24 protein-coding genes are annotated in these 26,133 nt (G+C 59.1%); 12 read left to right on the top strand and 12 right to left on the bottom strand.

Annotated elements, in window-relative coordinates:
- Positions 1-210 precede the first annotated feature (210 nt).
- Positions 211-1,203 carry an adenosine kinase gene (locus tag GAO09_RS02495; RefSeq protein WP_153352459.1) on the top strand — a complete coding sequence of 331 codons (993 nt, stop codon included), beginning with the start codon at positions 211-213 and terminating at the stop codon, positions 1,201-1,203.
- On the opposite strand, the gene GAO09_RS02490 is transcribed toward GAO09_RS02495, so the two are convergent.
- The gene (locus GAO09_RS02490; protein WP_153352458.1) at positions 1,196-1,741 is read right to left on the bottom strand and encodes an SH3 domain-containing protein; all 546 of its coding nucleotides are present in this window, start codon (positions 1,739-1,741) and stop codon (positions 1,196-1,198) included. The genes GAO09_RS02495 and GAO09_RS02490 overlap by 8 nt on opposite strands.
- Before the next feature lie 191 nt (positions 1,742-1,932).
- On the opposite strand from GAO09_RS02490, the gene GAO09_RS02485 reads away from it, so the two are divergent.
- The gene (locus tag GAO09_RS02485) at positions 1,933-2,949 is read left to right on the top strand and encodes a 2-hydroxyacid dehydrogenase (protein WP_153352457.1); all 1,017 of its coding nucleotides are present in this window, start codon (positions 1,933-1,935) and stop codon (positions 2,947-2,949) included.
- Here GAO09_RS02485 and GAO09_RS02480 read toward each other — a convergent pair.
- The 3 genes from GAO09_RS02480 to recF are packed head-to-tail and all read right to left on the bottom strand — an operon-like array spanning position 2,946 to position 5,347.
- Positions 2,946-3,419, bottom strand: coding sequence for a GNAT family N-acetyltransferase (locus GAO09_RS02480; RefSeq protein ID WP_153352456.1), 474 nt, complete (start codon positions 3,417-3,419; stop codon positions 2,946-2,948). The two genes, GAO09_RS02485 and GAO09_RS02480, sit on opposite strands and share 4 nt — an antisense overlap.
- The gene (locus GAO09_RS02475; RefSeq protein ID WP_153352455.1) at positions 3,416-4,186 is read right to left on the bottom strand and encodes a molybdopterin-synthase adenylyltransferase MoeB; all 771 of its coding nucleotides are present in this window, start codon (positions 4,184-4,186) and stop codon (positions 3,416-3,418) included. The genes GAO09_RS02480 and GAO09_RS02475 overlap by 4 nt, the downstream gene beginning before the upstream one ends.
- Positions 4,187-4,225: 39 nt before the next feature.
- On the bottom strand, positions 4,226-5,347 hold the full coding sequence (gene recF, locus GAO09_RS02470) for a DNA replication/repair protein RecF (RefSeq protein ID WP_153352454.1): 1,122 nt from the start codon (positions 5,345-5,347) through the stop codon (positions 4,226-4,228).
- 1,022 nt (positions 5,348-6,369) lie between these two features.
- Here recF and GAO09_RS02465 point away from each other — a divergent pair.
- From GAO09_RS02465 to GAO09_RS02450, 4 genes are all read left to right on the top strand, one after another.
- Complete coding sequence (locus tag GAO09_RS02465; RefSeq protein WP_153352453.1) at positions 6,370-7,863, top strand: globin-coupled sensor protein; 1,494 nt, start codon at positions 6,370-6,372, stop codon at positions 7,861-7,863.
- 215 nt (positions 7,864-8,078) lie between these two features.
- Entirely contained in the window at positions 8,079-8,237 is a 159-nt protein-coding gene (locus tag GAO09_RS02460; RefSeq protein ID WP_153352452.1) for a hypothetical protein, read from the top strand.
- A gap of 67 nt (positions 8,238-8,304) precedes the next feature.
- Complete coding sequence (locus GAO09_RS02455; protein ID WP_153352451.1) at positions 8,305-8,838, top strand: cupin domain-containing protein; 534 nt, start codon at positions 8,305-8,307, stop codon at positions 8,836-8,838.
- A gap of 3 nt (positions 8,839-8,841) precedes the next feature.
- Complete coding sequence (locus tag GAO09_RS02450) at positions 8,842-9,048, top strand: SlyX family protein (RefSeq protein ID WP_324184964.1); 207 nt, start codon at positions 8,842-8,844, stop codon at positions 9,046-9,048.
- 12 nt (positions 9,049-9,060) lie between these two features.
- On the opposite strand, the gene GAO09_RS02445 is transcribed toward GAO09_RS02450, so the two are convergent.
- A complete protein-coding gene (locus tag GAO09_RS02445) occupies positions 9,061-10,239 on the bottom strand; it encodes a low temperature requirement protein A (RefSeq protein ID WP_153352450.1) in 1,179 nt (392 codons plus the stop codon).
- 203 nt (positions 10,240-10,442) lie between these two features.
- Between GAO09_RS02445 and GAO09_RS02440 the strand changes: the two genes are divergently transcribed.
- Positions 10,443-11,027 (top strand): LysE family translocator, encoded by a 585-nt coding sequence (locus GAO09_RS02440; RefSeq protein WP_153352449.1) that lies wholly within the window; start codon positions 10,443-10,445, stop codon positions 11,025-11,027.
- Between the two features lie 60 nt (positions 11,028-11,087).
- Here GAO09_RS02440 and dnaJ read toward each other — a convergent pair whose 3' ends face one another.
- The 4 genes from dnaJ to GAO09_RS02420 form a co-directional block, all read right to left on the bottom strand.
- Complete coding sequence (gene dnaJ, locus GAO09_RS02435) at positions 11,088-12,215, bottom strand: molecular chaperone DnaJ (protein WP_153352448.1); 1,128 nt, start codon at positions 12,213-12,215, stop codon at positions 11,088-11,090.
- Between the two features lie 97 nt (positions 12,216-12,312).
- Complete coding sequence (gene dnaK, locus GAO09_RS02430; RefSeq protein ID WP_153352447.1) at positions 12,313-14,214, bottom strand: molecular chaperone DnaK; 1,902 nt, start codon at positions 14,212-14,214, stop codon at positions 12,313-12,315.
- A 210-nt stretch (positions 14,215-14,424) separates the two neighbouring features.
- Positions 14,425-17,061 (bottom strand): transglycosylase domain-containing protein, encoded by a 2,637-nt coding sequence (locus GAO09_RS02425; protein WP_209018575.1) that lies wholly within the window; start codon positions 17,059-17,061, stop codon positions 14,425-14,427.
- 182 nt (positions 17,062-17,243) lie between these two features.
- On the bottom strand, positions 17,244-17,651 hold the full coding sequence (locus GAO09_RS02420; protein WP_153352446.1) for a DoxX family protein: 408 nt from the start codon (positions 17,649-17,651) through the stop codon (positions 17,244-17,246).
- Between the two features lie 244 nt (positions 17,652-17,895).
- Between GAO09_RS02420 and GAO09_RS02415 the strand changes: the two genes are divergently transcribed.
- From GAO09_RS02415 to GAO09_RS02405, 3 genes are all read left to right on the top strand, one after another.
- Positions 17,896-18,153, top strand: a complete 258-nt coding sequence (locus tag GAO09_RS02415; RefSeq protein ID WP_153352445.1) for a DUF982 domain-containing protein — start codon at positions 17,896-17,898, stop codon at positions 18,151-18,153.
- Positions 18,154-18,448: 295 nt separating this feature from the next.
- Positions 18,449-18,658, top strand: a complete 210-nt coding sequence (locus tag GAO09_RS02410) for a hypothetical protein (RefSeq protein ID WP_153352444.1) — start codon at positions 18,449-18,451, stop codon at positions 18,656-18,658.
- A 231-nt stretch (positions 18,659-18,889) separates the two neighbouring features.
- The gene (locus tag GAO09_RS02405) at positions 18,890-19,255 is read left to right on the top strand and encodes a hypothetical protein (protein WP_153352443.1); all 366 of its coding nucleotides are present in this window, start codon (positions 18,890-18,892) and stop codon (positions 19,253-19,255) included.
- A gap of 5 nt (positions 19,256-19,260) precedes the next feature.
- On the opposite strand, the gene GAO09_RS02400 is transcribed toward GAO09_RS02405, so the two are convergent.
- Positions 19,261-19,740, bottom strand: coding sequence for a YbaK/EbsC family protein (locus tag GAO09_RS02400; protein WP_153352442.1), 480 nt, complete (start codon positions 19,738-19,740; stop codon positions 19,261-19,263).
- Between the two features lie 492 nt (positions 19,741-20,232).
- On the opposite strand from GAO09_RS02400, the gene GAO09_RS02395 reads away from it, so the two are divergent.
- Positions 20,233-20,442, top strand: coding sequence for a cold-shock protein (locus GAO09_RS02395; protein WP_112729523.1), 210 nt, complete (start codon positions 20,233-20,235; stop codon positions 20,440-20,442).
- Positions 20,443-20,793: 351 nt separating this feature from the next.
- Here the strand turns inward: GAO09_RS02395 and GAO09_RS02390 are convergent, their stop codons facing one another.
- Together GAO09_RS02390 and GAO09_RS02385 are read right to left on the bottom strand one after the other, a co-directional pair.
- Positions 20,794-22,185 carry a dipeptidase gene (locus GAO09_RS02390; RefSeq protein ID WP_153352441.1) on the bottom strand — a complete coding sequence of 464 codons (1,392 nt, stop codon included), beginning with the start codon at positions 22,183-22,185 and terminating at the stop codon, positions 20,794-20,796.
- Between the two features lie 89 nt (positions 22,186-22,274).
- Positions 22,275-22,706, bottom strand: coding sequence for a MarR family winged helix-turn-helix transcriptional regulator (locus tag GAO09_RS02385; protein WP_153352440.1), 432 nt, complete (start codon positions 22,704-22,706; stop codon positions 22,275-22,277).
- A gap of 422 nt (positions 22,707-23,128) precedes the next feature.
- On the opposite strand from GAO09_RS02385, the gene polA reads away from it, so the two are divergent.
- Positions 23,129-26,116, top strand: coding sequence for a DNA polymerase I (gene polA, locus GAO09_RS02380; protein ID WP_153352704.1), 2,988 nt, complete (start codon positions 23,129-23,131; stop codon positions 26,114-26,116).
- The last annotated feature ends 17 nt before the right edge of the window (positions 26,117-26,133 follow it).

The following is a 26,133-nucleotide window of genomic DNA, read 5'->3' as shown; positions in this document are numbered from 1 at the left end:
ACATCCGTGGTCGGGCGCAAAACCGGTAACGGCGGCTTTCGCCCTTCATGGCCGTGCGTCGCGGCCTCCGTTGAAAACAACACTATCCCTCTTCCATGACAGACATATGACCTTGGTCAACCATGGCATCAAACATCCGGTTTTCTGCTTTCCTTCGGGACAGAAATGGCTATGACGGGATAAATCCAATCGCGGAGAAAGCATCGGCATATGAGCAGGTTCGACGTCCTCACCATCGGTAACGCCATCGTGGACATCATCGCGCGTTGCGATGACAAGTTTCTCACCGACAACGGCATCACCAAGGCGGCCATGAACCTGATCGACGCCGAGCGCGCCGAACTGCTCTATTCGCTGATGGGCCCGGCCCACGAAGCGTCAGGCGGCAGCGCCGGCAATACGGCGGCGGGCATCGCCAATCTTGGCGGCAAGGCCGCGTATTTCGGCAAGGTCGCCGCCGACCAGCTCGGCGAAATCTTCCAGCACGATATCCGCGCCCAGGGCGTTCATTACGAGACAAAGCCGGATGGCACGTTTCCGCCGACCGCCCGCTCGATGATTTTCGTTACGCCCGACAGCGAGCGTTCGATGAACACCTATCTCGGCGCCTGCGTCGATCTCGGTCCCGAACATGTCGAGGAAGACGTGGTGAAGGACGCCAAGGTCACCTATTTCGAAGGTTACCTCTGGGATCCGCCGCGTGCGAAAGAAGCCATTCTCGAATGCAGCCGTATCGCCCATGAAGCCGGCCGCGAAGTCTCGATGACGCTGTCGGACACCTTTTGCGTCGGCCGTTACCGCGACGAATTCCTCGAGCTGATGCGTTCGGGCAAGGTCGATATCGTGTTCGCCAACGAACAGGAAGCGATGTCGCTTTACGAAACCGACGACTTTGAACTGGCGCTCGACAAGATCAGTGCCGATTGCAAGCTGGCGGCCGTCACCATGTCGGAAAAAGGCGCTGTCATCGTGCGCGGTGACGAGCGGGTAAAAGTCCCTGCCATGCTGATCGACAATCTGGTCGATACGACCGGTGCCGGCGATCTGTTCGCTGCCGGTTTCCTCGTGGCTTACACGCGCGGCAAGTCGCTGGAAGAATGTGGCAAGCTTGGTTGCCTGGCGGCCGGTATCGTCATCCAGCAGCTTGGGCCGCGGCCGCTCGAATCGATGCAGCCGCAGGCTTTGGCCGAAGGTCTTATTTAAAGGCTTCTCCGGGGTAGGCACCCCAGATTTCGCCCTGGTTTACCCAGCCCTCTGCCTCGCCCACCTCGGCGTGGCACCAGTCGCCATTGCATTCGCCGATGGTCAGAACCGCACCGGGCTCGATCTTGGCAATGAGCCCGCTCGAGCCTTCCGGCCCTCGGCGCATGTTGACGAACACGTCGTCACCCTTGCCGCGCATCCACGGGGCGGCCACGGCGGTGCGGGTGCCCGATAGCAGCGCCTGATTGACCCAGCCTTCGGTGCCGTCGGCGTCGCGCACACGGCGCCAGTTTTCGTATTCCTGAATGATTTCCATCGGCGTACCCGCTTTCATGTACATCCATGAAACGGCATAATCCGTGCTCGGACCGATGCGTATATTGACCTTGCGCGATTTCAGGCTGGCGAAGCGCGGCAGCGGCAGGCCGCTGGCGCCCTTGGCTGCTCCTTGAGCAAAAACGGGTCCTACAAAGACCGGCGCGCCGGCAGTGAGACACAGTGTCAGGGCGAGAATGGAGTTGCGGATGACGCGACGCATATGTTTTTTAGTCCTAGAAGTTCCGGCGATGATCCTGCCCCCGCGTCTTCCAGATTGCCACCAGATGAGCCGAAACGGCTTTTGCCAAACAGTTTCGTTTGTCTTCGCTGACGGGTCTGGTAGAAAACGCCTACCGAGATAGGATCACAAAACTTGGTTAAGGACCTCTGAACAAACCGTCGAAGGACCGCATGACTTCCCCAGCTACCGGTAAGAAAAAACCAAGGGTCTATCTCACACGCAAACTTCCGGATGCGGTGGAAACCCGCATGCGCGAGCTTTTCGACGCGGAACTGAATATCGACGACACGCCGCGCACCCGCGAACAGCTCGCGAGCGCGATGGCCGAAGTCGACGTTCTGGTGCCCACCGTCACCGACCGCATCGATGCAGACCTGATCGAAAAGGCCGGGCCGCAGCTGAAGCTGATCGCCGGTTTTTCCAATGGCACTGACCATATCGATGTTGATGCGGCGGCAAAACGCGGCATCACCGTCACCAACACGCCCAATGTTCTGACCGAAGACACCGCCGATATGACCATGGCGCTGATCTTTGCCGTCATGCGCCGCCTTGTCGAAGGCTCGCAGGTGCTGATGGACAAACCCGGCCAATGGGAGGGTTGGTCGCCCACCTGGATGCTCGGCCGGCGCATCGGCGGCAAACGCATCGGCATTATCGGCATGGGCCGCATCGGCACTGCCGTTGCCCGCCGCGCCAAGGCTTTTGGCCTCTCCGTGCATTACCACAATCGCGGCCCGATCAATCCGGCAACCGAAGCCGAGCTGGAAGCCACCCATTGGGACAGTCTGGATCAGATGCTGGCGCGCGTCGATATCGTCTCGGTCAACTGCCCGTCGACGCCCGCCACCTTCCATCTTTTGTCCGCCCGCCGCCTCGCGCTGATGCAGCCGTCCTCGATCATCGTCAACACCGCGCGTGGTGACGTGATCGACGAAGCAGCACTCATTCAGCTTCTGCGGGACGGAAAGATTGCCGGCGCCGGCCTCGACGTCTTTCAAAATGAGCCGGCTATCAATCCCAAGCTTTTGAAGCTCGCCAAGGAAGGCAAGGCGGTGCTGTTCCCGCATATGGGTTCGGCAACGCTCGAAGGCCGCATCGATATGGGCGACAAGGTGATCATCAACATTCGCGCCTATTTCGACGGACATCGCCCGCCGAACCGCGTGCTGCCCGGTCGGGATTAAGCCAGCCGCTTCTGCATCTCAATGGACGTCGTGCGGTCAAAACCCGCATGACGGTTTTCCGCAGTCTTCTCAAAACCCCAGCGGCCGAATGTGGCATGGTTGCCGACAAGCTCTATGCGGGTCTCCAGCCTGAGCGCCGGCAGACCCTTTTCGCGGGCCACCTCTTCGGCTTTCGCCAGCAGTTTTCGGCCCAGCCCATTGCCCTGAAGCGACGGTGCGATGGCCAGCTTGCCGATGTAGAGAAAACGTTCCTCCGGTTTGCAGAATACGCAACCCACCAGTTTTCCAGCCTCTATCGCCACGTATGCCACTTCCGTCTGCGCCTTGTAGGCAAGCGCCGCCAGCGTCAGCCGGTTGGCGGAAGAGGGCGGGTCGATCACCCCGTCCATGTAGGCGAAGGAGGAGAGGATCAACGCGAAAAGCTCGTCCCAGCGCTGGAAGCCGTTTTCGATACGGATGATCTCGGTCATGCGGCGGTATCTTTCGTCCGGCGGCGTTTGTATCTGATCGTGTCGAACCGGGCCGAGAGTGCGTCGTAGAGCATCAAACGGCCGATGAGTGGCTCTCCGGTGCCGGTAATCACCTTGATGGCTTCCATGGCCATCAGCGTGCCGATCACGCCGGTCAGCGCACCGATCACCCCGGTTTCGGCACAGGCGGGCACCAGCCCTTCCGGCGGTTTTTCCGGAAACAGGTCGCGATAGGTCGGCAGCAAAACGCCATCCGCCCCTTTCTCATAAGGTTTCAGCACCGTCACCGAACCATCGAACCGGCCAACGGCACCCGTCACCAGCGGAATGCGCGCCGCTTCCGCCGCATCGGCAGCCATGTATCGGGTGTCGAAATTGTCGGAGCCGTCGATCAGCAGATCGAATTTTTGGAGATGATCTGCCGCCCATACGCTTGAAAACCGCTCCTCGAACGTGATCACCCGCACATGCGGGTTCAGTCGCGCAATGGTTTTTCGCGCACTTGCCGTCTTTTCCTCGCCCACCGTGCCGGTGTCGTGGATCACCTGCCGTTGCAGGTTGGAAAGCGAAACATGGTCGTCATCGGCAAAGGCCAGCGTGCCGATACCGGCAGCGGCCAGATACAGCAAAACCGGCGCGCCGAGGCCGCCGGCACCAATCACCATCACCCGCGCATTTTTCAGCGCCTGCTGCCCGGTGCCGCCGATTTCCGGCAGCAGAATATGGCGGCGATAGCGTTCGATTTCGTCTTGGGTCAGGGCTTCCATAACACTATCCTAACACCGGCTCGCCATTTGAATAGCGGCTCATCCCGCAATACCGCCATGCTCGACGGTCAGGAACTGTGCGCGCTCACCAAGGGCTGAAAACATCTCGCGGTCAGTGCCGGTCATGAAGGATTGCCCGCCGAGATCATGTACCAGATCGAACAGTGCTGCCCGCCGTCCCTCGTCCAGATGCGCGGCAATCTCGTCCAGCAGCAGAACGGGCGCGTATCCGGTCATGTTGGCGGTCAGCCGCGCATGCGCCAGCACCAGACCCACGAGCAGCGCCTTCTGCTCGCCGGTGGAACAGCGGGCTGCGTCCATGTCCTTTTCGCGGTGGCGCACCATCAGGTCCACCCGGTGCGGCCCGGTCAATGTGCGGCCGGCGGCAGCATCGCGACGACGCCCCTCCTCCAGCATGAAGCAGAAATCCTCTTCGAGATCGGCGAACGGCCGGTCGGCTGCCTCATCCAGAAAACCGCTCAATTGCAGATCGGGCGAGGGGAAAGGTGAGGCATCGCTCTCGGCAATCAGGGCCGTCAGCAGGCCCAGCATTTCCCGCCGCGCTGCCGCCATCGAAATCCCGAGCTCGGCCATCTGCACCTCGATGGCCGAAAGCCATGCCGGATCGAACCGACCTTCGGAAAGCAGCCGGTTGCGGCTGCGCATGGCGCGCTCATAGTCGGCTGCGCGCCGCCCATGGGCGGGATCGAGCGACAGCACCAGCCGGTCGAGAAAACGCCGGCGGTCGGAGGAAGAGCCGGTAAACAGCCCGTCCATGGCCGGCGTCAGCCACAAAACATTGAGATGGTCGGTCAGTTCCTCGACGGAGCGCACCGGCGTGCCGTTGAGGCGCAGCCGCCGCGCCTGGCTTTCACCGTCGCCATCCAGCCCGGTGCCGATCGCCACCTCGCCCTCACGGCCTTCGACATCGGCAAACACGCTGAACCCGCCCGTCGCACCGACCCGCGTCACATCGGAAAGGGTGGCGCGCCGCAGGCCACGGCCGGGCGAGAGAAAGGAAACTGCTTCCAGGAGATTGGTCTTGCCGGCCCCGTTATTGCCGGTCAGCACCACGTGCCGCCCGTCGAGCGAAAGCGAGGCTTCAGCATAATTGCGGAAGTCGGTCAGCTTCAGGCGGGACAGGGAGGTTTTTTCAGCCATCGCGATTCGTGCTTGTCGTTGCACAGGAGCTAAGGATTTCGGGGGCGGATGGCAAGTTTTGAGTTGGGTACGGTGACTGCCTTCTTTCCATTCGCGCTTTTCCTGGGGCATCCCGCCATTCTCGCCCCCTTCTTCGTCATTCCTGTGCTTGTCACAGGAATCCCGCAGCCCCGCGTCTGCGGCGCGCAAGACTCGCTGACAGTCACAAGCGAAAGAAGAGTTCTCTCACCGCGCAGACGCGCGGTGGCTGGATTCCTGTGACAAGCACAGGAATGACGGAAGAGAAAAGAGCGCATCGCCCCCCAAATTACCCAGAACCCCGTGGACGTTTGAAGACCTCGATTCAACGATATCAACACGTTGACTCCGAGTTCATCCCCGTATTTCCAGCTTGTGCGATACTTCACGTGCCTTCGTTGCCGGAGTGTTTCGCGAGACGTTCGCGGGCAGGCGGAGGCCGGCGCCCTTGGTCGAACCGTAACGTGCGGCAAGATCAGGGGAGGTGAAACCCATGGGTGGCGGCGAAAATGCCAAGACCTTATCAAGCCTTCCCCCGGCAGCCATGCCGGGTTCGGTTTAGCCGTGCAAGTGGCAGGTCCGCCCGAAAGGCGGGCGCGAACAAAGCCACGCAGTGAGGCGAGGGAAGCACCTGTAGGGGCCGGAAGCCCCGAAAAGACGCCGAAGGCCACGCGAACGCGGAGCCACAGACTAAAACTAAAGTGAGGTTCCGCGTTCGCGTGGGCTCTCCGAGTGAATACCCCCGGTCAAGCCGGGCCATTGCAGGAAAGATCAAGCCACGGGCGGGTGCCGCCGCGTGCAGGCCTGTGTCTGCAAATACCTCGTGCTGCCGCCGGCAACTGGCGACAGAAAAAATCCAGTTCAGCTAAAACAACAAAAACTCATAATTAACGAAAAGTCAGTATGCATAGCTAACAACACGTTAATCAATCGCTCACAGAAATAGCGCCAGGGGCCGGCGCCTGGGAGAGGTTGCGCCAAACAGTCATTCGACGGGGGATTTTATGAGCGACAATAAATCGGCACTGAACGAACGTCTCGATTTCGTAGGTCTCGGTACCGCAGAACGTGGCCATCTGGCCAATGTTCGTCCGCTGGTAGCGCAGGCCGTTGATGGCGCGCTCGACAATTTCTACCGCAAGGCCAAGGCGCATCCGCATACCGCAAAGTTTTTCGCCAATGATGCGCATATCGCTCATGCCAAGGGCCGGCAGGCGAGCCACTGGGATGTCATCGCATCCGGCCGTTACGACGACAGCTATGTCGAAGCCGTCTCGACCATCGGCCGCACCCATGCCCGCCTCGGGCTAGAGCCGCGCTGGTATATCGGCGGCTATGCAATGATCCTCGACGGCATCATGCGTGCCGTCATCCAGAATGAGATGAAGGGTTTCTTCGTCGAGAAGAAAGCCAAGGTTCTGTCCGAACACCTGTCGGCTGTCGTCAAGGCAGCAATGGTGGATATGGATTACGCCATCTCGGTCTACCTGCAGGTCTTGAGCGACGAGCGGGCCAAGGCGGAAGCCGAGCGGGCGGTTGCCAAGGCGGAACAGGATGCCGCGCTGGATGCGCTCGATGCCTGTCTGAAAAGTCTCGCCGGTGGCGACCTGACCTCTGAAATCCGTCAGGAACTGGCCGCCAATTTCGCAGCCTTGCGCCAAAATTACAATTCTTCGGTCGCCTCGCTCGACACGGCCATGCGCGATATCGCCGGTTCGGTTGATCAGGTTCGTGCCGAGGTCGGCGACATCTCGTCGGCCGCCGACAATATGGCCAGACGCACCGAACAGCAGGCGGCGGCGCTCGAAGAAACGGCGGCGGCTCTGGAGGAAATCACCGCGCTGTCCGGTCAGTCGGCGAAGCGGACAAAGGAAGTCCAACAGATCATCCGTGAGTCGGCAGCCGAAACCCAGAAGAATGGTCAGGTGGTGGAAGAAGCCGTGACCGCCATGGGGGATATCGCCGAATCCTCGCAGAAGATGACGCAGATCATCGGCGCTATCGATGAAATTGCCTTCCAGACCAATCTCTTGGCGCTTAATGCCGGCGTCGAGGCCGCCCGTGCCGGTGAACAGGGCAAGGGGTTTGCCGTCGTCGCACAGGAAGTGCGTGAACTCGCGCAGCGTTCCGCTGCTGCCGCCAAGGAAATCAAGGAGCTTATCGACCGCTCCTCCGGCGATGTGCAGCGTGGTGTCAATCTCGTCAACCGCGCTGGTGAGGCGCTGACTGGCATAGGCACGCGCGTTAAGGCAATTGACGAACATATTGCCTCGATCGCGCAATCAGCACAGGAACAGGCGTCGGGTATCGATGAGATCAACGCCTCGGTGCGCTCGATGGATCAGATCACCCAACAGAATGCGGCGCTGATGGAAGAGACCAATGCGTCTGCCCAGAGCCTTGTCGGCATATCCAACACGCTCGCCGCGCTTGTTGGCCGTTTCCGCACCCGCTCGGCCCAGAACACGCATCAGGAACGACCCCGTCTGCGCGCCTGAATGCGCTTGAGAATACCCCATATGTCAAAACAAACCGATCAATAATCACGTATTGCGACATTGGACCGATAGGATCAAAGAAGGATGACCCCGCCGCATATCCGGCGCGGCGATAATTTCAGTACATTTGAAAAATACATCTTTCCGATCGGACCAATGTTTTGCGTGATTTTATGTCCAAGCGCAGCAGGATGTTTCTGTTGCAGTGTCTCGCCATGACCTATCGCACAGTTGTCGCCACGCTTCTCAAGCCGCTCCATTGGGTCGCCTGCGGGCTGGCCATGTGTCTCGCGGTCATTCTTGCCGGCATGCTGATTCTTATGGAGCAGCAGGTCGCCCGCAGCGGTCATGCCGGTCGGCACACGATTGCCTGATCCGGCCATTCCGGTTTTCGGACAGATGCGCTAACCTCGGCCAATCGTCTACTGGAGGTCGCGCCACATGTCGGAAAAGCAAAGACCGGACTGCATTTCCCACTGGACCGAAATCGAAAGCCCGGACGATAGCTGCTATCGTGGATATGACGAGCTTCTGGCGATCGGCGCCCCGCTGGCGCGTCATTTTGGCCTCACGCGCATCGGCATCCATCACGAACGTCTGCCGCCCGGCCGACGCACATCGTTTCCGCATGCCGAAAGCCTCGAGGAAGAATTCGTCTACGTCATCGAAGGCACGCCGGATGTCTGGCTGGATGGTGAACTGCATCGCCTTCAAGCGGGCGACTCCGTCGGTTTCCCCGCCGGAACGGGGCAGGCGCATACATTCATCAACAATTCCGATGCGGATGTGCGCCTTCTTATCGTCGGCGAGGTTTCCAAACCGGAAAACCGCATCTACTACCCAAAGCATGAAGAGATGCAGACGTCTCGTCCGGACTGGTGGAGCGATCCGCCGCAACGGCCGCTTGGAGATCACGATGGCTTGCCGGATACGTTGAGAGCGTCACAGGTGGCAGATACGAACCGGAAGGAATAGTCCGTGGGCAATGAAGAACGGCTGGTGAAGCTGGAAGAACTGGCGGCGCATCAGGCCAAGGTGATCGAGGAACTGTCGGACCAGCTTGCCGAACAATGGACAGTGGTCGAGCACACGCGTGCCAAGCTGGACCGGTTGACCGAGCGTTTTCTCTCGCTCGAGGAAACCTCGCTCGAAGCTCCGGCCATCACCCGCCCGCCGCATTATTGAGACGAATTCCGGTCAGGCGGCGTCGCGTCGCAGGTTCTTGAGCGCCAGATATTCCCAGATTGCGACCATCAGCAACGTCAGGCTCGCAAGAATCTGGATCAGGAAATTGGCCGTGAACGGCACGATCACAAAGCCTGCCATGAGAATGGCGATACCGGCGCAGTGCGACCACGGCATCATTCGCGATGATATGGTCTTCATCCACAATGTGCCGGCGAGGTAAAGCACCGGCCCGCCTAGCACGGCGATGGCGTGGTTGTAGCCGCCCTTTTCGAGCGGATGCGCCAGCGAAAAATCCTCACCGACAGCGGTCAGGATGATACCGGCTACGATAGGCAGATGTCCGTAGGTGAAGAGCTGGTGGCCGGTCGCCTGCGGCTCGGCATCCTCTTCCGCCTTGTCGGCGGCGCGTTCCTGGCCGTCATGGAAATACAGCCACCACATCAGCACCGTGGACAGGAAGGCGCATGTCAGCACGAGCGGCGTCATGGCGCTGTCGAAATGGCTGGATGCAGTCTTGCCGGTGGTCAAAATGGTTTCGCCGAGTGCGATGATCACGAACAGCGCACACCGTTCGGCCAGATGTTCGCCGTTTACATCAAGCGTCTCTTCTGGCGCCCGGCCAAGGCCCGGCAACCAGTAACGCAGCAAAGGTGCGATATATTCGATGGCGAGAGCTGCGATCCAGAGGATGACGCGCGTCTCCCTTTCCATCAGGCCACCGGCAATCCAGAACGCGCAGGATAAGATGAGCCAGAGCGTGATGCGCTGAAACGTGCGGTAGGACTCGTCATCGGTGCCGCGAAACGCATAAAGCGCAAACAGCGAGCGTGACAATTGCATGCCGGAATAGGCAAGCGCGAACACAAGCCCCAGATCGGCAAAAGCCTTAGGCAGCGCGATTGCCAACACCACGCCGAAAAACATCAGCACGAACAGCAGAATTCGCACCGGCTCGATTTCCGCATCCAGCAGATTGGTCACCCAGGTCGTATGGATCCACACCCACCAGAGTGCAAAGATGAACAACACGGCCTCGGCAGCGATGCCGAAGGAAAAATCTGAAGCCAGCGTTTCTGAAAGCTGGATCAGCGCGAACACAAAAACCAGATCGAAGAACAGTTCCGGAAAACTGGCCTTGGTCGAATCCTTGTCGTCCTTGCGGAGCCAGTGGTGCTTGCTTTCGGCCATGAATATTTTCCGGTGATGCGGCGGGCGCGGAAGGTGCAATCTAGCGCGTCCAGACAAAAGGGTAGGGGGAGAAGCCGCGATATCGTGCCGGCATGCAGATAATTCCGCGCCACGGAGGTGTTGACCGATGTCAAGGAAAGCAACGCGTGTCATGGTAGGTGTGAGGGCGCCGGCGGTTCCGGTGATTGTTTTCAGGATTTTCCTTGACGCCGCTTCAATTCACCCTCGCCATCCTTCTTTTGCTCTGCACTCCCGGCCCCACCAACACATTGATGGCACTTGGTGGTTATGCGCGTGGCTGGGCAAGGGCGTTGCCGCTGATCGGCGGCGAGCTCGGTGGTTATCTTCTGGTGATCGTGCCCGTAGCGACGCTGGCTGCACCGTTTTTCCAGGCTTATCCGCAGGCGTCGCTGATCGCCAAGATCGCGGCCGTGCTCTGGGTACTTTATCTCAGCATCCGCCTCTGGGCTTCGACGAAAAAAACGGATGAAGCCAGCGGTCAAATTTCCATACGGCAGGTCTTTGTCACGACAGTGCTTAATCCCAAGGCACTGATCATAGCCTTGGTGATCATGCCCCACGGAAACCTGATGACGCTGTCACCGTGGCTTCTGTTGTTTGCCGGCTTGGTCCTGTTTGCCGCCAATGGCTGGATCATCGTCGGTAGTCTGATGCGTGGCGCACGCGGTTTTGAAATCAAGCCGGTTGTGATCCGCCGTGTCGCCGCCGTCTGCCTGCTACTGTTCGCGATCATTCTCGCCAGCTCGTCGATCCAGTCACTGGCATAAATCATCCAACAAAAAAGCCGCCCTTGAGAGGCGGCTTTTTTACAGATCAGTGCTGATCGATCAGTTGTCGAAAAATTCCTTCATGCGGGCAAAAAAGCCCGTCGATTCCGGATTGTTTTCCTTCGACGATAGTTCCTCGAACTCCTGCAGCAGTTCGCGCTGGCGCTTGGTCAGCTTCTGCGGGGTTTCGATGCCGATCTGGATGTAGAGATCACCCGTCTGCGACGAACGCAGCACCGGCATGCCCTTGCCTTTCAGGCGGAACTGTTTGCCGGCCTGCGTGCCTTCCGGCACCGTCACGCGCGACTTGGTGCCATCGAGTGTGGTGACGTCGAACGTGCCGCCAAGCGCTGCCGTGGTCATCGAGATCGGCACGGCGCAATACAGGTCCGCTCCGTCACGCTGGAAGAACTGGTGCGGCGTCACAGACAGGAAGATGTAGAGGTCACCCGATGGGCCACCGCGAGCACCGGCTTCGCCTTCGCCCTGCAGGCGGATGCGTGTGCCGTCTTCAATGCCGGCCGGAATGTTGACCGACAGCGAACGCTCTTCCGTCACGCGGCCCTGACCGTGGCACTTGCCGCAGGGGTCGGTGATCGTCTGGCCGCGACCGTGGCAGGTCGGGCAGGTGCGTTCGACCGAGAAGAATCCCTGGGATGCACGCACACGACCGGAACCCTGACAGGTGCCGCAGGTCTTTGGCTGCGTGCCGGGCTTTGCGCCCGAACCGGAGCAGACATCGCAGGTAATCGAGGTCGGAACCCTGATCTGCGCCGTCTTGCCGGCATAGGCCTCTTCCAGGCTGATTTCCATATTATATCGAAGGTCGGCACCGCGTTCGCGACCGCCGGACGAACGGCGGGCACGGCCGCCCCCCATCATCTCGCCAAAAATGTCTTCAAAGATGTCGGAGAAACCGCCGGCGCCACCGCCCATGCCGCCACCGCCACCCATGCCGCCATGTTCGAAGGCTGCGTGGCCGAAACGGTCGTAGGCGGCCCGCTTCTGCGGGTCCTTCAAGGTTTCATAGGCTTCGCCGATCTCCTTGAACTTCTTTTCGGCTTCCGCGTCGCCCGGGTTCTTGTCGGGATGATATTTCATCGCAAGCTTGCGGAAGGCGCTTTTCAGCTCCTTCTCGTCGGCGGTCTTAGACACACCCAGCGTTTCGTAAAAGTCTGCTTTTGCCATGGAGATTTAACCGGCTCCCGAAAGTATTCCGGCTGCACGATGGCAGCCGGATTTGTATCAGCTATGCATGCTTGTCTGCCTATTGGCAAACACGCGATCAAGCCGACTTCTTGTCGTCCTTGACTTCTTCGTAGTCGGCATCGACGATATCGTCGTCCTTGCCGCCCTCGGAAGCGCCGCCTTCGGCCTGCTGAGCCTCATAGATGGCCTGACCGAGCTTCATGGACACTTCCATGAGGGTCTGGGTCTTGGCCTGGATGTCTTCGGCGTTCGGCTCGGAAGCTTCGACTGCACCCTTCAGGGCAGTGATGGCATCCTGAATGGCGGCGCGATCGCTCTCGCCAACCTTGTCGCCGTATTCGGCCAGCGACTTCTCGCTGGAGTGGATCAGGCTTTCAGCCTGGTTCTTGGCTTCCACGCCTTCGCGACGCTTCTTGTCGGCTTCGGCATTGGCTTCGGCGTCCTTGACCATCTTTTCGATGTCGGCGTCGGAGAGACCGCCAGATGCCTGGATGCGGATCTGCTGTTCCTTGCCGGTGCCCTTGTCCTTGGCCGAAACCTGCACGATGCCGTTGGCGTCGATATCGAAGGTGACTTCGATCTGCGGCATGCCGCGCGGTGCCGGCGGCAGGCCAACGAGGTCGAACTGGCCAAGCAGCTTGTTGTCCTGTGCCATTTCGCGCTCGCCCTGCGAGACGCGGATGGTGACGGCAGACTGGTTGTCGTCGGCGGTCGAGAAGGTCTGGCTCTTCTTGGTCGGGATCGTCGTGTTGCGATCGATCAAACGGGTGAAGACGCCACCGAGCGTTTCGATGCCGAGCGACAGCGGGGTTACGTCGAGAAGCAGAACGTCCTTGACGTCGCCCTGCAGAACGCCGGCCTGGATGGCGGCGCCGAGAGCGACGACTTCATCCGGGTTGACGCCCTTGTGCGGCTCCTTGCCGAACAGCTGCTTGACGACTTCCTGTACCTTCGGCATGCGGCTCATGCCGCCGACCAGAACCACTTCGTCGATTTCAGCTGCGGTGACGCCGGCATCCTTGAGGGCTGCCTTGCACGGTGCGATCGTGCGCTGGACGAGATCGTCGACAAGCGTTTCGAACTTGGCGCGGGTCAGCTTCAGCGTCAGGTGTTTTGGACCGGAAGCGTCAGCCGTGATGAACGGCAGGTTGATTTCGGTCTGCTGAGCGGAGGACAGTTCGATCTTGGCCTTTTCGGCAGCTTCCTTGAGGCGCTGCAGAGCGAGCTTGTCATTCTTCAGGTCGATGCCCTGGTCCTTCTTGAACTCGCCCGCAAGATATTCGACCAGACGCATGTCAAAGTCTTCACCGCCGAGGAAGGTGTCGCCATTGGTCGACTTCACTTCAAAGACGCCGTCGCCGATTTCCAGAACCGAGATATCGAAGGTACCACCACCCAAGTCGTAAACGGCGATCGTCTTGCCGTCCTTCTTGTCGAGGCCATAAGCGAGAGCAGCAGCAGTCGGCTCGTTGATGATGCGCAGAACTTCAAGACCTGCAATGCGGCCGGCATCCTTGGTTGCCTGGCGCTGCGCGTCGTTGAAGTAGGCCGGAACGGTGATGACGGCCTTCTCGACCTTTTCACCGAGGTAGGATTCGGCGGTTTCCTTCATCTTCTGAAGGATCATCGCGGAAATCTGGGCAGGCGAATAACCCTTGCCCTGTGCCTGTACCCATGCGTCGCCGTTATCGCCCTTGACGATTTCGAACGGCACGAGTGCCTTGTCCTTTTCAACTGCCGGTTCGTCCGCACGGCGGCCGATCAGGCGCTTGACGGCAAACAGGGTGTTGATCGGGTTGGTGACCGCCTGGCGCTTGGCCGGCTGGCCGACGAGGCGTTCGCCGTCGTCTGAAAATGCAACCATGGAAGGGGTCGTGCGAGCGCCTTCGGCGTTCTCGATTACCTTCGCGTCCTTGCCATCCATGATGGCGACGCAGGAGTTTGTGGTACCAAGGTCGATGCCAATAACTTTAGCCATGTTTTCTTCTCTCCTTTAAGCGAACCATCGGAACCCCGTTCAGGCATTCCACTGACAGTTCCTCGACTGGGATGGTTTTCCGCAGTCTGCGCTGCGGACATGCGGCGTATATAAGGACGGGTTTTTCCGACTGCAAGGCGGGAATTCACGCGAATGTCAGCAAAAATAGGAGTTTGCGGCACCTGTTGCTGATGGGGCCGCAAACAGCCGTCAGCCGCCCGTCAGGATGTCGAAAAGCGTGGTCCGGCGCGGCATCGGGTGAGGCTGCTCATAACCCCGGTTATCCGGCGGAATATAGCCGTCCCCGCCCACGTCACCGGGCGGGACATAATTTCCGTAGTCGCCGCCGACATCGCCCGGAGGTACGGGAGCGCCGCCTTGGCCATCGTAACCGCCGCGATATTCACGATAGTCCCGGACTTCGCGGTCTCGCGGGCGATACTCCGGTTCGTAACCGGGCTGATATTCGGGCCTGTATTCGCGCTGGTCGTAGCGATCTGCCGGGACATTGCCCGGGGGCGCATAACCGCGATCGCTCGGCCGCACATTGGCCGGAGCGGGTGCCTGCTGCCTGGGTAACTGCTGCTGCGGGCGTGGCTGTGTTTGCTGAACAGGCTGTTGCGGGCGAACCTGCTGCTGTGGCTGCGCTTGCATGGGCGGGTTCGGTGCCGGCTGGCTCTGCGGATATGGATTGAGGTCCTGCTGGTTTTGTGCGGGCTGGGCCGGCGTCGGTGCAGGCGGAAACTCACCGGTATCATCAATCGGTGCCGGATCACCGCCGGCGCCCGGCAGAACACCGGAGATCAGGTCGCCAAGCGTCGTCTGCTGCGGCGGCTGTTCTGCTGCGGGCGGAAGGATGAAGCCGGCACCGCTGCCATAAAGCGGCGTCGGCGTATAGCCGCTCATCGCCGCCGTCATGTATTCCTTCCAGGCCTTGGCGGGCAGGCCGCCGCCGGTCACCTTTTTCATCGGTGCGCCGTCGTCATTGCCGAACCAGATGCCGGTGGTCAGAATGCTGGTATAGCCAACGAAAAGCGCATCGCGGAAGGACTGGGTCGTGCCCGATTTTCCGGCTACCTGCCAGTTCTTCAGGCGCGCATTCTTGCCGGTGCCTTCCAACACGACGCGGCTCATCATGTTGTTCATCGTGGCCGCGACGGTTTCGCTCAGCACACGCGGTGGCTTCTGGAAATCTGACTGATAGAGAACTTTACCGTCCGGGTCGGTAATGCGGGTCACGATATGCGGGACCGCCTTGAAGCCGCCATTCATGAACGGCGCATAGGACGAAGTCAGCTCCAGAAGCGAGACTTCCGAGGTTCCCAGCGCGATCGAGGCGTTCGATTGAAGCTCCGAATCGATGCCGACACGATGAGCAAGCTGGATCACGTTGGCAGGACCGACCTGGTTCACCAGTTGCGCTGCAATCGTATTGAGCGAATTGGTCAGCGCCGTCGAAAGCGTGACAGGGCCACGATACTTCTGGTCAAAATTCTCCGGCGTCCAGTTGCCGATCTTTACCGGTCCATCGTTATAGACGGTATCCGGTCGCGCGCCGGCTTCGAGTGCTGCGGCATAAACGAAAGGCTTGAAGGCGGAACCGGGCTGGCGCTTGGCAGTGACTGCACGGTTGAACTGGCTTTCGGTGTAATCTCTTCCGCCGACCAAGGCGCGGATGGCGCCGGTGGCATCGACGGACACCAGTGCTGCCTGCGATGCATTCACCTTGCTGCCCTCTTTGGTGAGAACATCGGTCAGTGCCTTTTCAGCCTTTTCCTCCAGGGCCATGTCGATCGTGGTCTCGACATTGACGTCGGTCTTTATGTCGCCGATCAGGCGCTTCACTTCGTCGACAACCATATCAGCGGCATAGTGCTGCGCACCGGACCAGTAGCGTTTGGCCTTGGTTGGTGGCTGCGACATCGCGGTCTTCAGGTCGCTTTCGGTAATGTAGCCTTCCTGCTGCATCGTGCTGAGCACGATCTGCGCACGCGCTTCGGCGGCTTCGGGATCGCGTGCCGGAGAAAGGCGGGAAGGGGCTTTCAGCAGGCCTGCAAGGGTCGCCGCCTCGCCAAGGTTCACGTCGCGCGCAGATTTGTTGAAATAGCGCCGCGATGCTGCCTCCACGCCGTAGGCATTCGAACCGAGGAACACACGGTTCAGGTACATGGCAAGGATCTGGTCCTTGGTGAATTTCTGTTCAAGCCAGAAGGCGAGCAGCACTTCCTGGATCTTGCGCTCGAATGTGCGGTCCGGCGAAAGAAACAGATTCTTGGCCAACTGCTGGGTAATTGTCGAGCCGCCCTGGATCGGCTGTCCGGTCAGGTTATTGACAAAGGCGCGAGCGAGGCCAGCTGGATCTATACCGAAATGCGAATAGAAACGGCGATCCTCGATGGAGATGACAGCCTGCGGCAGATAGGGCGACATTTCTTCGAGCGCCAAAGCCTCGCCGCCGGTCGTGCCGCGGTTGGCGATCAATTGTCCGTCCAGTGCCGTAATCTTTATGTTTGGAGGCCTGTCGGGGATCGTCCACGAACTGGCGCTCGGCATTTTCGAGCCATAATAGATGACAATACCGCCAACGCCGATACCGGCCCAGATCCCGAGCACGATGCACCAGTAGACCATCGAACGGATGAAGCCGAAGAAGCCGCCGGTCTGGCGGGGGGGCTTGGTCTTACGGGAGGCTTTTGGGGAAGACGCGGCGGGTTTGGTTTTGCCCTTGCCGGGTTTGTTCCTGCCGGAAACGCGGTCGTCAGCTTCCAGACGGAAGTCGGAATCCTGCTCTGCTTCATCCTCGAAGGACGGCTCGACGCGTTCATTTGACTTTGATCTGGATGCCATGCGGACCGGTAATACCCCAATTGTGTCGGGCGCCTGCCGATGACTATGCGTCCGGCGGCGCGCACTGTTCCTCGCCCGATATTGCCAATGAATTGTAAATGCGGCGATTTAACGAGGCATTAAGGGTGTCCGGCCGGGTATTGGACGCGGCTTAACCGGCCGCGTCCGCTTTCGGGTGTGGTTCAGGCAGTCTTGGCGGTGCGGGCGCCAAAAAGCTTGGCATCGAGGCTGAAAGGGCCGGCGCCGGCCGCGACGAAATACAGGAAGACGAAGCAATAGACCGCTGCCGCGCCGCCGCCGTTTTCTGTCGGGAAGAAGCTCTTCGGAAAGTGGCCGATGAAATAGGCGGAAGCCATCAGGCCGGACAGAACGAAGGCGGCGATACGGGTCTGGAAGCCGACAAGGAACAGGAAGCCAAGCGTCAGTTCAAGAAGGCCGGCGATCCAGGGCAGGGAGCCGGTCGGCGGAGTGAAATTGCCGGCGTGAAAATGAAAGATCTTGGCCATGCCGTAGGAAAAGATGACGAGGCCGAGCGCGATGCGCAATGCGCTGAGAAGTGCGGGCTGCGCGCTGTTGAGATTATTCTGCATGAAGATGACTCCGGGAGGAAAAATGATAACGAATCCCTTTGTTTGCTGCACCTGCGAAAAGCAATGCAAATTGACAGCACGTCTTCGTGATAAATGGCCCAGGCGGCACTCCCGCCTCGGCAGAACCTTTCACTTTCATCTGGTTTTCGCTTTAAAAGTGATACATGATCTATTTCAGATCATTTTTCGTGGAACCGATCGACCGGTTCACGAGTTTAGGCTAGCCGTTTAAGGGGAATGTCCGATGCTCGACGTACAGATCAGCAAATCTCAATGGAAAAAGCCGGTCTGCATCACATTCGGTGATGCAGGTGAGCAGTTGGTCAAGGGGCCGCATGATGCGCTAGCCCTGATGACGGAACAGTGGCCATTTATTCGCGGGGCAGAATTCGTTCGTGCTCGCAGCCTTTGCCGCGCCGCTCTCGATGGCCGCAAAACGGTCGAAGAGGCGCGCGTACAGTTCGAGCAGGCCATCTGCGAAGCGCGGGTTTCGTCAAACTGATTTTTTAAAGGGGGGCGGTCGTCCCCTTTTTTATGGCTCACATTACAATTAAGAGTAAAATAATATGCTAAATCATCCATGATTAGTTGTAGTTGCATAGGCAATGATTTTGGCCTCAAGGTAATTCCCGTAGAGGCTGTGCTTTTGCACGAAGACTATCTCTGGTAAGTGGAGCGGAGATCAGTCCAATTGGTGCCTTTATTTCGGGGAAAGGTGACCACGCCTCGCAGACGTAAAGAACGTATGCACTGTAGCCAACGCCCGGCAGGGGAAGCCGGGAGCGATGGAGATTTTCATGCGCACACAAGTTCGACAGCCGGTCAATCCCGATCAGCTCAGCCTTCTTCAGCAGGTCTTCGATAATGCCTGCACGGAACATCGCATCAACAAGGATAGCCCGGACGGCGAGGCGCTTGCGCTGATTCTGGTCAATTCATTGCAGAAGGGTATGAGTGAAAAGGAGGCGCTTTCGCATCTGGCTGAAACTCTGGCCCAAAGCCGCTAGACAGAAAGCGCTTTGCGTTTTCCTGTGCGATACGGGTGCCGGCTGTTGAGCCGGCTTTTTCTTTGAACAAACAATCATCCTCCCGAATCAATTGCGGCGAAATCGTGATTGTTGTCGGAGTTACATGTGTTCTGGGAGGCATCAGCTTTATTGTTCATATCGGGAACCTATCTGCGGCTCGTCGGTTGACCGTGCTCCCATACGTTGAACACTAGCAAGTTGGAGGCACCCATGCCTGAGGCAATTGGAATAAAATCCGTTCGCACGGCCGACATCTCGGATGATCTGCCGAGCGCCGATGACATGAATGATACATTCAAGAGCGAAGTCGCCACTTTGCGTGCTGAAATCGCGACAATTCGCGAGAAGCTGGCGGAGAAAAGCGGTGAGGCTTACGAAAACGTATCGCGTCGCGCCAGCAATGCAGCGCACTACGTGCAGGATGAAGCGGTGTCGGCTGCAGGCGCCATCCGCGAGCACCCGGCGGCTGCGACAACCCTGTTCACGTTGATTGGTGCCATCGGCTTCGGCATCGGTTATCTCGTTGCCTCGACCACGGCCGAGCAGAAGCAGGCGTGGTACCGCCGCTATTACTGACCACATTAATCAGTAGGCTGCTTCGGCATGTCACAGACATCGACCCAGATGGCGGATACCAGTTCCGCCATCCTTAAGGGTGCAATGCGAACCGCCGAATTGGTGGCGCCTGCGGCCGGAACAACAACCGCGTGATCCCTGAGCGAAACATCGCAATAGACCGGAATCAGAGAGGGAAGCCCGAAAGGGCAGACCCCGCCTATGGGATGGCTGGTGATGTCCGTTACCTCTTCGCCACCGAGCATGCGCGGCTTTACTCCGAAATGATCTCGGAATTTACGGTTGTCGAGGCGACGCGTGCCGGCCGTCACCAGCAGCAGAATAGTGTCCCCGGCACGAAGGCATATCGTTTTGGCGATTTGGTCCGGCTCGACGCCGTGTACCTGCGCGGCAAGCGCCACCGTTGCCGAACTTGTTTCGGTTTCAATGACGCGAATGTCGGGAGCCTGGGTGGCGAAATACGCCTGAACGGATAATAGCGACATGAATGCAGCCTAATGTGAATGCATTGCAGCGACAAGCCATCAATAGATATGCGTTTGATGCATAGCTGCGCTGCGAAACTTTGTCTGTTTTTTGGGCTCATTTCACGTAAGTTAGAAACATCGAAGCGACGCACTCCTCCTCCCAGCGTCGCCCGATTGGACTGGCAACACCTCCTCCTCCCGGTTGCTAGTCAGTTTTAAGAACCCGGCGCACCTCCTCCCGCGCCGGGTTTCTTATTTTCGACTTTTGAGGAGAGAAAAGCCAGTTGATCAGGTGATGTTCGGTGCAATTTAAGATTGTGCCTGCGGCGCCACTCTATCTTGACATCCAGCCTGCTCAAAGATACCTGCCTTCGCATCGATATTTGTTTGCAAGCGGCACCTACGGCGTCACGACGCTACGAGACCTTTCCTTCAAATACGAGAATTCGACGCTCATTGTCTCTCTGAGGCGACGAGCATGCTTATATTTGCGAGTGAAAGGACTTCGTAATGGCTAGCGGTACTGTAAAGTGGTTCAACGCGACCAAGGGTTTCGGCTTCATCCAGCCTGATGACGGCGCACAGGACGTATTCGTGCACATCTCGGCTGTTGAGCGCGCCGGCATGAACGGTCTCAAGGACGGCCAGAAGATCAACTTCGAACTGGTCACCGACAAGCGTTCGGGCCGCGTTTCGGCTGACAATCTTCAGGCTGCCTGATTGGCGCCATCTCCGGCAGAGACCGAAGATCGACGAAATTGAAACGCGCTCCTCGTGGGCGCGTTTTGCATTTTGGAGCATGGCATGCCGCTGTCTGTATCGATCCAAAACGCTTTTTTAGTTGTTAACGAAATATTAACCATTTCAACCTAGGATCGCTTCATAGCCGCGGGTCAACAGCCCGTTGGATTGAGAAGTGCCGATCCCGTTCGTTTGACCACGGATGTAATGGCAGGCAGGAAACGGGATACGAAAGGTCGGGCTTGCCCGACCTTTTTGCTTTTGCGGCTCAATCTTAAATTCTGAAAATGGTGGTGGCTCCGGCGAGGAGTGCCGAAGCCGCAAAGGCCATCAGCGCTTGGCAAGTGCCTCGATGATGCGTGCCCACGAGCGGATACCCTTGTGGAACGACTTCAACTCGTACTTTTCGTTCGGCGAATGAATGCGGTCATCGTTAAGGCCAAAACCGACCAGCAGCGAATCCATGCCGAGCATGGTCTGGAAATCGCCAACGATCGGGATCGATCCGCCCATCCCGATCACGACGGCAGGCTTTGCCCATTCGTCCGAGAGCGCGTTCTTCGCCTTGGTCAGTGCGGGTGAATCGTAGGAGAGCTGGATCGCCGGCGAGGCGCCATGCTCATGGAACTCGACCGAGCAATCCGCCGGGATCAGCGAGCGGATGTAGGCGCGGAACGATTCGCGGACTTTTTGCGGGTCCTGCGTGCCAACGAGGCGGAACGAAATTTTCGCCGAGGCCTTGGCGGCGATGACGGTCTTGAAGCCGTCGCCAGTATAACCGCCCCAGATTCCGTTAACCTCGCAGGTCGGGCGCGCCCAGGTCAGTTCCAGAACCGAACGTCCCTTTTCCCCCGCCGGCTCCGACAGGCCGATCTCGCCGAGAAAGTTTGCCGAAGAACGCCCAAGCGTCTCCCAGCTTGCCTTGATGTTTTCCGGTGTTTCCTCAACGCCGTCATAGAAGCCCGGAAGAGTGATGCGGCCCGTCTCGTCACGCAGGCCGGCAATGGCCTTGGTGAGGATGTGGATCGGGTTGGCGGCAGCGCCGCCATAAAGGCCGGAATGCAGGTCGCGATCGGCAGCAATGATGGTGATCTCTTCACCTACGAGACCACGAAGTGCCGCAGCAATCGCCGGCGTATTGCTGTCCCACATGCCGGTATCGCAGACCAGTGCGAATTCGGCTTTCAGTTCCTCCGCATTGGCTTCGAGGAACGGTTTCAGCGACGGCGAGCCGGACTCTTCTTCGCCTTCGAACAGGATGGTGACGCTGATCGGCAGCGAGCCATGCACATCCTTGTAGGCGCGGCAGGCTTCGACAAAGGTCATCAACTGGCCCTTGTCATCGGCTGTGCCACGGCCTGTCAGAACCTTGCGGCCATTACCGAGGTCCTTGATGGCCGGATCGAACGGGTCGTTTTCCCAAAGCTCGATCGGATCGACCGGCTGCACGTCGTAATGGCCGTAAAACAGCACATGCGGTGCGTCCGGGGTGGAGGCGGCGTGATGGCCGACGACCATTGGATGGCCAGGTGTCGGGCGTACCGAGGCTTCGAAGCCGAGCGCCGTCAGTTCATTTGCCAGCCAGTCGGCTGCCTTGGCGCAATCGGCCTTGTAGGCCGGATCGGTGGAGATGGACTTGATACGGACGAGATCGAACAGGCGATCAAGTGCTGCCGGAAGGTTCTCGTCGGCGCGCGAAAGCACTGGGGAAAGATCGGTCATGGAAAAGATCCTGCATTCTGAAAGACTGGCCGGACCCTAATCCCTTTCACGCTGATTTGGAAACACCCTCAGCTATTGGAATGCTCTTCTCAGATCTTGCGGGCGTTCTCGACCGCCATGCGCATATATTCCAGCATCAACTGCCTTTCGAAACTGCGAAAGCCGCCGAGCAGGGCGTTTTCCGCATCGGAAGCCGCATCGATCGCTTCGCTTTCCAGCGCCCGGCTGCGTTCGGTCAGGGAAACGATTTGCGCGCGTCGGTCGGTTGGGTGCGGTGTGCGGGCAATCAGGCCGTCGCGCTCCATCCGCGAAAGCGTATTGGCAAGTGTCGCCTGTTCGACGTCGAGGCGATCAAGAATCTGTTTCTGCGTCAGCCCGTCTTCCTGCCAGAGTTCGACGAGAACGGGAAACTGGCCGGGCGAAAAGCCCAGCGTCGCGGCCCGCTGCTGCAGTGATCGTGCAAAGCCCTTGGCCAGTTGGCCTGCCAGGTAGGTCGCCGAATTCGAACGATCAAAGGCCATGGGAGAATCATCCTTCCGGATGCGAGGGCGCGGGACAGATCAATTGTATAGCCTGCCATGCTTTTGTGAAACCTGCGCAGGCAAGATATGTGAGTGAATTCGAAAATATGTCCGCATAAAGCGAAACCGCCATGACCGGGAGGGGGATCGGTCATGGCGGCTCTTATAAGCGGCAAAGGCCCGGAGAGGGGGAAAGGCCCTTGCCCGGTCTGAAGCGGCGGGGGACGAGCCGGCTTTCAGACGACGGCGTGATCAGGCGCCGTTGGTTCTGAAATGTGAGCCCGATTGCGGCTTTTCAAGGGAGAAAGAAATTACAAATCCGTAATAATACCTTGCTGCATGTTTGCGCAGGCGGTCTGCAAAGGCGGATATCCTGCCAAGTTTCATTGGACGCAACTCGCATCGCACGATATCTCATGACCATGAAAAAAGGCGATCATCTCTTCCTAGTCGACGGCTCCGGTTTCATTTTTCGGGCCTTTCACGCGCTTCCTCCGCTAACGCGCAAATCCGATGGCCTGCCGATCGGTGCGGTGTCGGGTTTCTGCAATATGTTGTGGAAGCTGCTGACCGATGCGCGCGATACCTCGGTCGGGGTGACGCCGACGCATTTCGCGGTCATCTTCGATTATTCTTCGAAGACGTTCCGCAAGGAAATCTATGACGCCTACAAGGCCAATCGCTCGGCGCCGCCGGAAGAACTGGTGCCGCAATTCGGGTTGATCCGCCAGGCGACACGCGCCTTCAACCTGCCCTGCATCGAGACCGAAGGTTTCGAAGCTGACGACATCATCGCCACCTATGCAAGGCAGGCGGAGGCGACCGGCGCCGATGTTACGATCGTCTCGTCGGACAAGGACCTGATGCAGCTCGTGACGCCCATGGTCCACATGTATGACAGCATGAAGGACAAGCAGATCGGTCTGGCGGAAGTTGTCGAGAAGTGGGGGGTGCCGCCGGAAAAGATGATCGACCTGCAGGCGCTGGTCGGCGATTCGGTCGATAACGTGCCGGGCATTCCGGGCATCGGTCCGAAAACGGCGGCGCAGCTGCTGGAAGAATACGGCGATCTCGAAACACTGCTGGCGCGTGCCGGCGAGATCAAGCAGGTCAAACGCCGCGAAAGCATCATCAATTTTGCTGATCAGGCGCGTCTGTCGCGCCAGTTGGTGGAACTGCGCACCGACGTGCCGCTGGACCTCGATCTCGATGCTCTCGTGCTGGAGCCTCAGAATGGGCCAAAGCTGATCGGCTTCCTCAAAGCCTTGCAGTTCGGCACGTTGACGCGTCGCGTGGCCTCTGCCTGCGATTGCAATGCCGATGAGATCGAGCCTGTCGAAGTAACCGTCGAGTGGGGTGAGGCTGCCCGTGGACCGGATCTGGATGCCGGTGCAGCAGCGCCTGATACCGGCGAGGCAGCAGCCGATGCGCCCACCAACCCGGCAAAGGCGGCGGTTGCCAAGGGCACGGGTGAAGCGACGCCGGTTTCGCTGGCCGAGGAGCGTATCGCTGCCTTCGGCAATGCCAAGATCGATACGACGGCTTACGTGACGATCCGCGATGTCGAAGTGCTCGACGACTGGATTGCGGCAGCCCGCGAAACCGGCTTGGTCGGATTCGACACGGAAACCAATTCGCTCGACCCTATGCAGGCCGAGCTTGTCGGCTTTTCGCTCGCCATTGCCGATAATGCCGAAAACCCATCGGGCCAGAAGATCCGCGCCGCCTATGTGCCGCTGACGCACAAGACCGGTGTCGGTGATCTTCTGGGTGGTGGTCTGGATGAAAACCAGATTGATCCGCGCAAGGCGCTCGATCGCCTGAAGGCGCTGCTGGAAGACCCTTCGGTCCTGAAGGTCGCGCAGAACCTGAAGTTCGATTATCTGCTGATGAAACGCCATGGCATTACCGTCGAGAATTACGACGATACGATGCTGATGTCCTATGTGCTGGAAGCCGGCAAGGCCAACCACGGCATGGACGGGCTTTCTGAACGCTGGCTGAACCACAAGCCGATCGCCTTCAAGGACGTTGCCGGTTCCGGCAAGAGCAGTGTTACCTTCGATTTTGTCGCTATCGACAAGGCAACTGCCTATGCGGCGGAAGATGCCGATGTGACCCTGCGTCTCTGGATGGTGCTGAAACCGCAGCTGGCCGCCGCCGGTCTCAATCGCGTTTATGAGCGGCTGGAGCGCCCGCTCGTGTCGGTTCTGGCCGATATGGAAGAACGTGGCATAACCGTCGACCGACAGATCCTGTCGCGTCTTTCCGGCGAGCTTGCCCAGAAGGCTGCGGCTTTCGAGGATGAAATCTATGAGTTGGCCGGCGAGCGCTTTAACGTCGGTTCACCAAAACAGCTCGGCGATATCCTGTTCGGCAAGATGGGCCTGCCCGGCGGTTCGAAAACCAAGACCGGCCAGTGGTCGACCTCAGCCAGCGTGCTCGAGGATCTTGCGGCCGAAGGCGCGGAGCTGCCGCGAAAAATCGTCGATTGGCGCCAGCTCACCAAGCTGAAATCCACCTATACCGACGCGCTGCCGGGATATGTTCACACCGAAACCAAGCGCGTGCACACGTCCTATTCGCTGGCATCGACAACGACGGGGCGCCTGTCCTCGTCTGAGCCAAACCTGCAAAACATTCCGGTGCGCAATGCTGAAGGCCGCAAAATCCGCACGGCCTTCATCGCCACGCCCGGCCACAAGTTGGTTTCCGCCGACTATAGCCAGATCGAACTGCGCGTGCTTGCCCACGTTGCTGAAATCCCGCAACTGACCAAGGCGTTCGAGGATGGCATCGACATCCATGCCATGACCGCATCCGAAATGTTCGGCGTGCCGGTGGAAGGCATGCCGGCCGAGGTGCGCCGTCGCGCCAAGGCGATCAATTTCGGCATCATCTACGGCATTTCCGCCTTCGGTCTTGCCAATCAGCTGTCGATCGAGCGTTCGGAAGCCGGGGACTACATCAAGAAATACTTTGAACGTTTTCCGGGCATCCGTGATTACATGGACAGCACCAAGGCGAAAGCGCGTGAAAACGGTTACGTCGAAACCATCTTTGGCCGGCGCATCAATTATCCGGAGATCAAGTCGTCCAACCCGTCGGTGCGGGCGTTCAATGAGCGTGCGGCCATCAATGCGCCGATCCAGGGATCTGCTGCCGATGTCATCCGTCGCGCCATGGTGCAGATGGAGCCGGCCCTTGAAAAGGCAGGCCTCGGCGAGCGCGTACGCATGCTTTTGCAGGTACATGACGAACTGATTTTCGAGGTTGAGGATGCGGATGTCGACAAGGCAATTCCGGTGGTCACCTCGGTGATGGAAAACGCCACCATGCCGGCGCTTTCCATGCGTGTGCCTCTGAAGGTGGATGCGCGTGCGGCCAGCAACTGGGATGAGGCGCATTGATGATCTGCATGCCGCGG

Source organism: Endobacterium cereale (genome assembly GCF_009617585.1).
GTDB classification, from domain to species: Bacteria; Pseudomonadota; Alphaproteobacteria; order Rhizobiales; family Rhizobiaceae; genus Neorhizobium; species Neorhizobium cereale.
Note: the sequence above shows the minus strand (reverse complement) of the source record. Positions and strands in the feature narration are given on the sequence as shown.

What these genes read in the sequence shown, in the direction of transcription:
- GAO09_RS02405 (WP_153352443.1), top strand. Translation starts at nt 18,890, where the DNA reads ATGCCTGAGGCAATTGGAATAAAATCCGTTCGCACGGCCGACATCTCG.
- GAO09_RS02410 (WP_153352444.1), top strand. Translation starts at nt 18,449, where the DNA reads ATGCGCACACAAGTTCGACAGCCGGTCAATCCCGATCAGCTCAGCCTT.
- recF (WP_153352454.1), bottom strand. Translation starts at nt 5,347, where the DNA reads ATGGCTGAAAAAACCTCCCTGTCCCGCCTGAAGCTGACCGACTTCCGC.
- GAO09_RS02460 (WP_153352452.1), top strand. Translation starts at nt 8,079, where the DNA reads ATGACCTATCGCACAGTTGTCGCCACGCTTCTCAAGCCGCTCCATTGG.
- GAO09_RS02395 (WP_112729523.1), top strand. Translation starts at nt 20,233, where the DNA reads ATGGCTAGCGGTACTGTAAAGTGGTTCAACGCGACCAAGGGTTTCGGC.
- GAO09_RS02485 (WP_153352457.1), top strand. Translation starts at nt 1,933, where the DNA reads ATGACTTCCCCAGCTACCGGTAAGAAAAAACCAAGGGTCTATCTCACA.
- GAO09_RS02490 (WP_153352458.1), bottom strand. Translation starts at nt 1,741, where the DNA reads ATGCGTCGCGTCATCCGCAACTCCATTCTCGCCCTGACACTGTGTCTC.
- GAO09_RS02495 (WP_153352459.1), top strand. Translation starts at nt 211, where the DNA reads ATGAGCAGGTTCGACGTCCTCACCATCGGTAACGCCATCGTGGACATC.
- GAO09_RS02475 (WP_153352455.1), bottom strand. Translation starts at nt 4,186, where the DNA reads ATGGAAGCCCTGACCCAAGACGAAATCGAACGCTATCGCCGCCATATT.
- dnaK (WP_153352447.1), bottom strand. Translation starts at nt 14,214, where the DNA reads ATGGCTAAAGTTATTGGCATCGACCTTGGTACCACAAACTCCTGCGTC.
- dnaJ (WP_153352448.1), bottom strand. Translation starts at nt 12,215, where the DNA reads ATGGCAAAAGCAGACTTTTACGAAACGCTGGGTGTGTCTAAGACCGCC.
- GAO09_RS02445 (WP_153352450.1), bottom strand. Translation starts at nt 10,239, where the DNA reads ATGGCCGAAAGCAAGCACCACTGGCTCCGCAAGGACGACAAGGATTCG.
- GAO09_RS02480 (WP_153352456.1), bottom strand. Translation starts at nt 3,419, where the DNA reads ATGACCGAGATCATCCGTATCGAAAACGGCTTCCAGCGCTGGGACGAG.
- GAO09_RS02465 (WP_153352453.1), top strand. Translation starts at nt 6,370, where the DNA reads ATGAGCGACAATAAATCGGCACTGAACGAACGTCTCGATTTCGTAGGT.
- polA (WP_153352704.1), top strand. Translation starts at nt 23,129, where the DNA reads ATGAAAAAAGGCGATCATCTCTTCCTAGTCGACGGCTCCGGTTTCATT.
- GAO09_RS02400 (WP_153352442.1), bottom strand. Translation starts at nt 19,740, where the DNA reads ATGTCGCTATTATCCGTTCAGGCGTATTTCGCCACCCAGGCTCCCGAC.
- GAO09_RS02390 (WP_153352441.1), bottom strand. Translation starts at nt 22,185, where the DNA reads ATGACCGATCTTTCCCCAGTGCTTTCGCGCGCCGACGAGAACCTTCCG.
- GAO09_RS02455 (WP_153352451.1), top strand. Translation starts at nt 8,305, where the DNA reads ATGTCGGAAAAGCAAAGACCGGACTGCATTTCCCACTGGACCGAAATC.
- GAO09_RS02415 (WP_153352445.1), top strand. Translation starts at nt 17,896, where the DNA reads ATGCTCGACGTACAGATCAGCAAATCTCAATGGAAAAAGCCGGTCTGC.
- GAO09_RS02425 (WP_209018575.1), bottom strand. Translation starts at nt 17,061, where the DNA reads ATGGCATCCAGATCAAAGTCAAATGAACGCGTCGAGCCGTCCTTCGAG.
- GAO09_RS02385 (WP_153352440.1), bottom strand. Translation starts at nt 22,706, where the DNA reads ATGGCCTTTGATCGTTCGAATTCGGCGACCTACCTGGCAGGCCAACTG.
- GAO09_RS02420 (WP_153352446.1), bottom strand. Translation starts at nt 17,651, where the DNA reads ATGCAGAATAATCTCAACAGCGCGCAGCCCGCACTTCTCAGCGCATTG.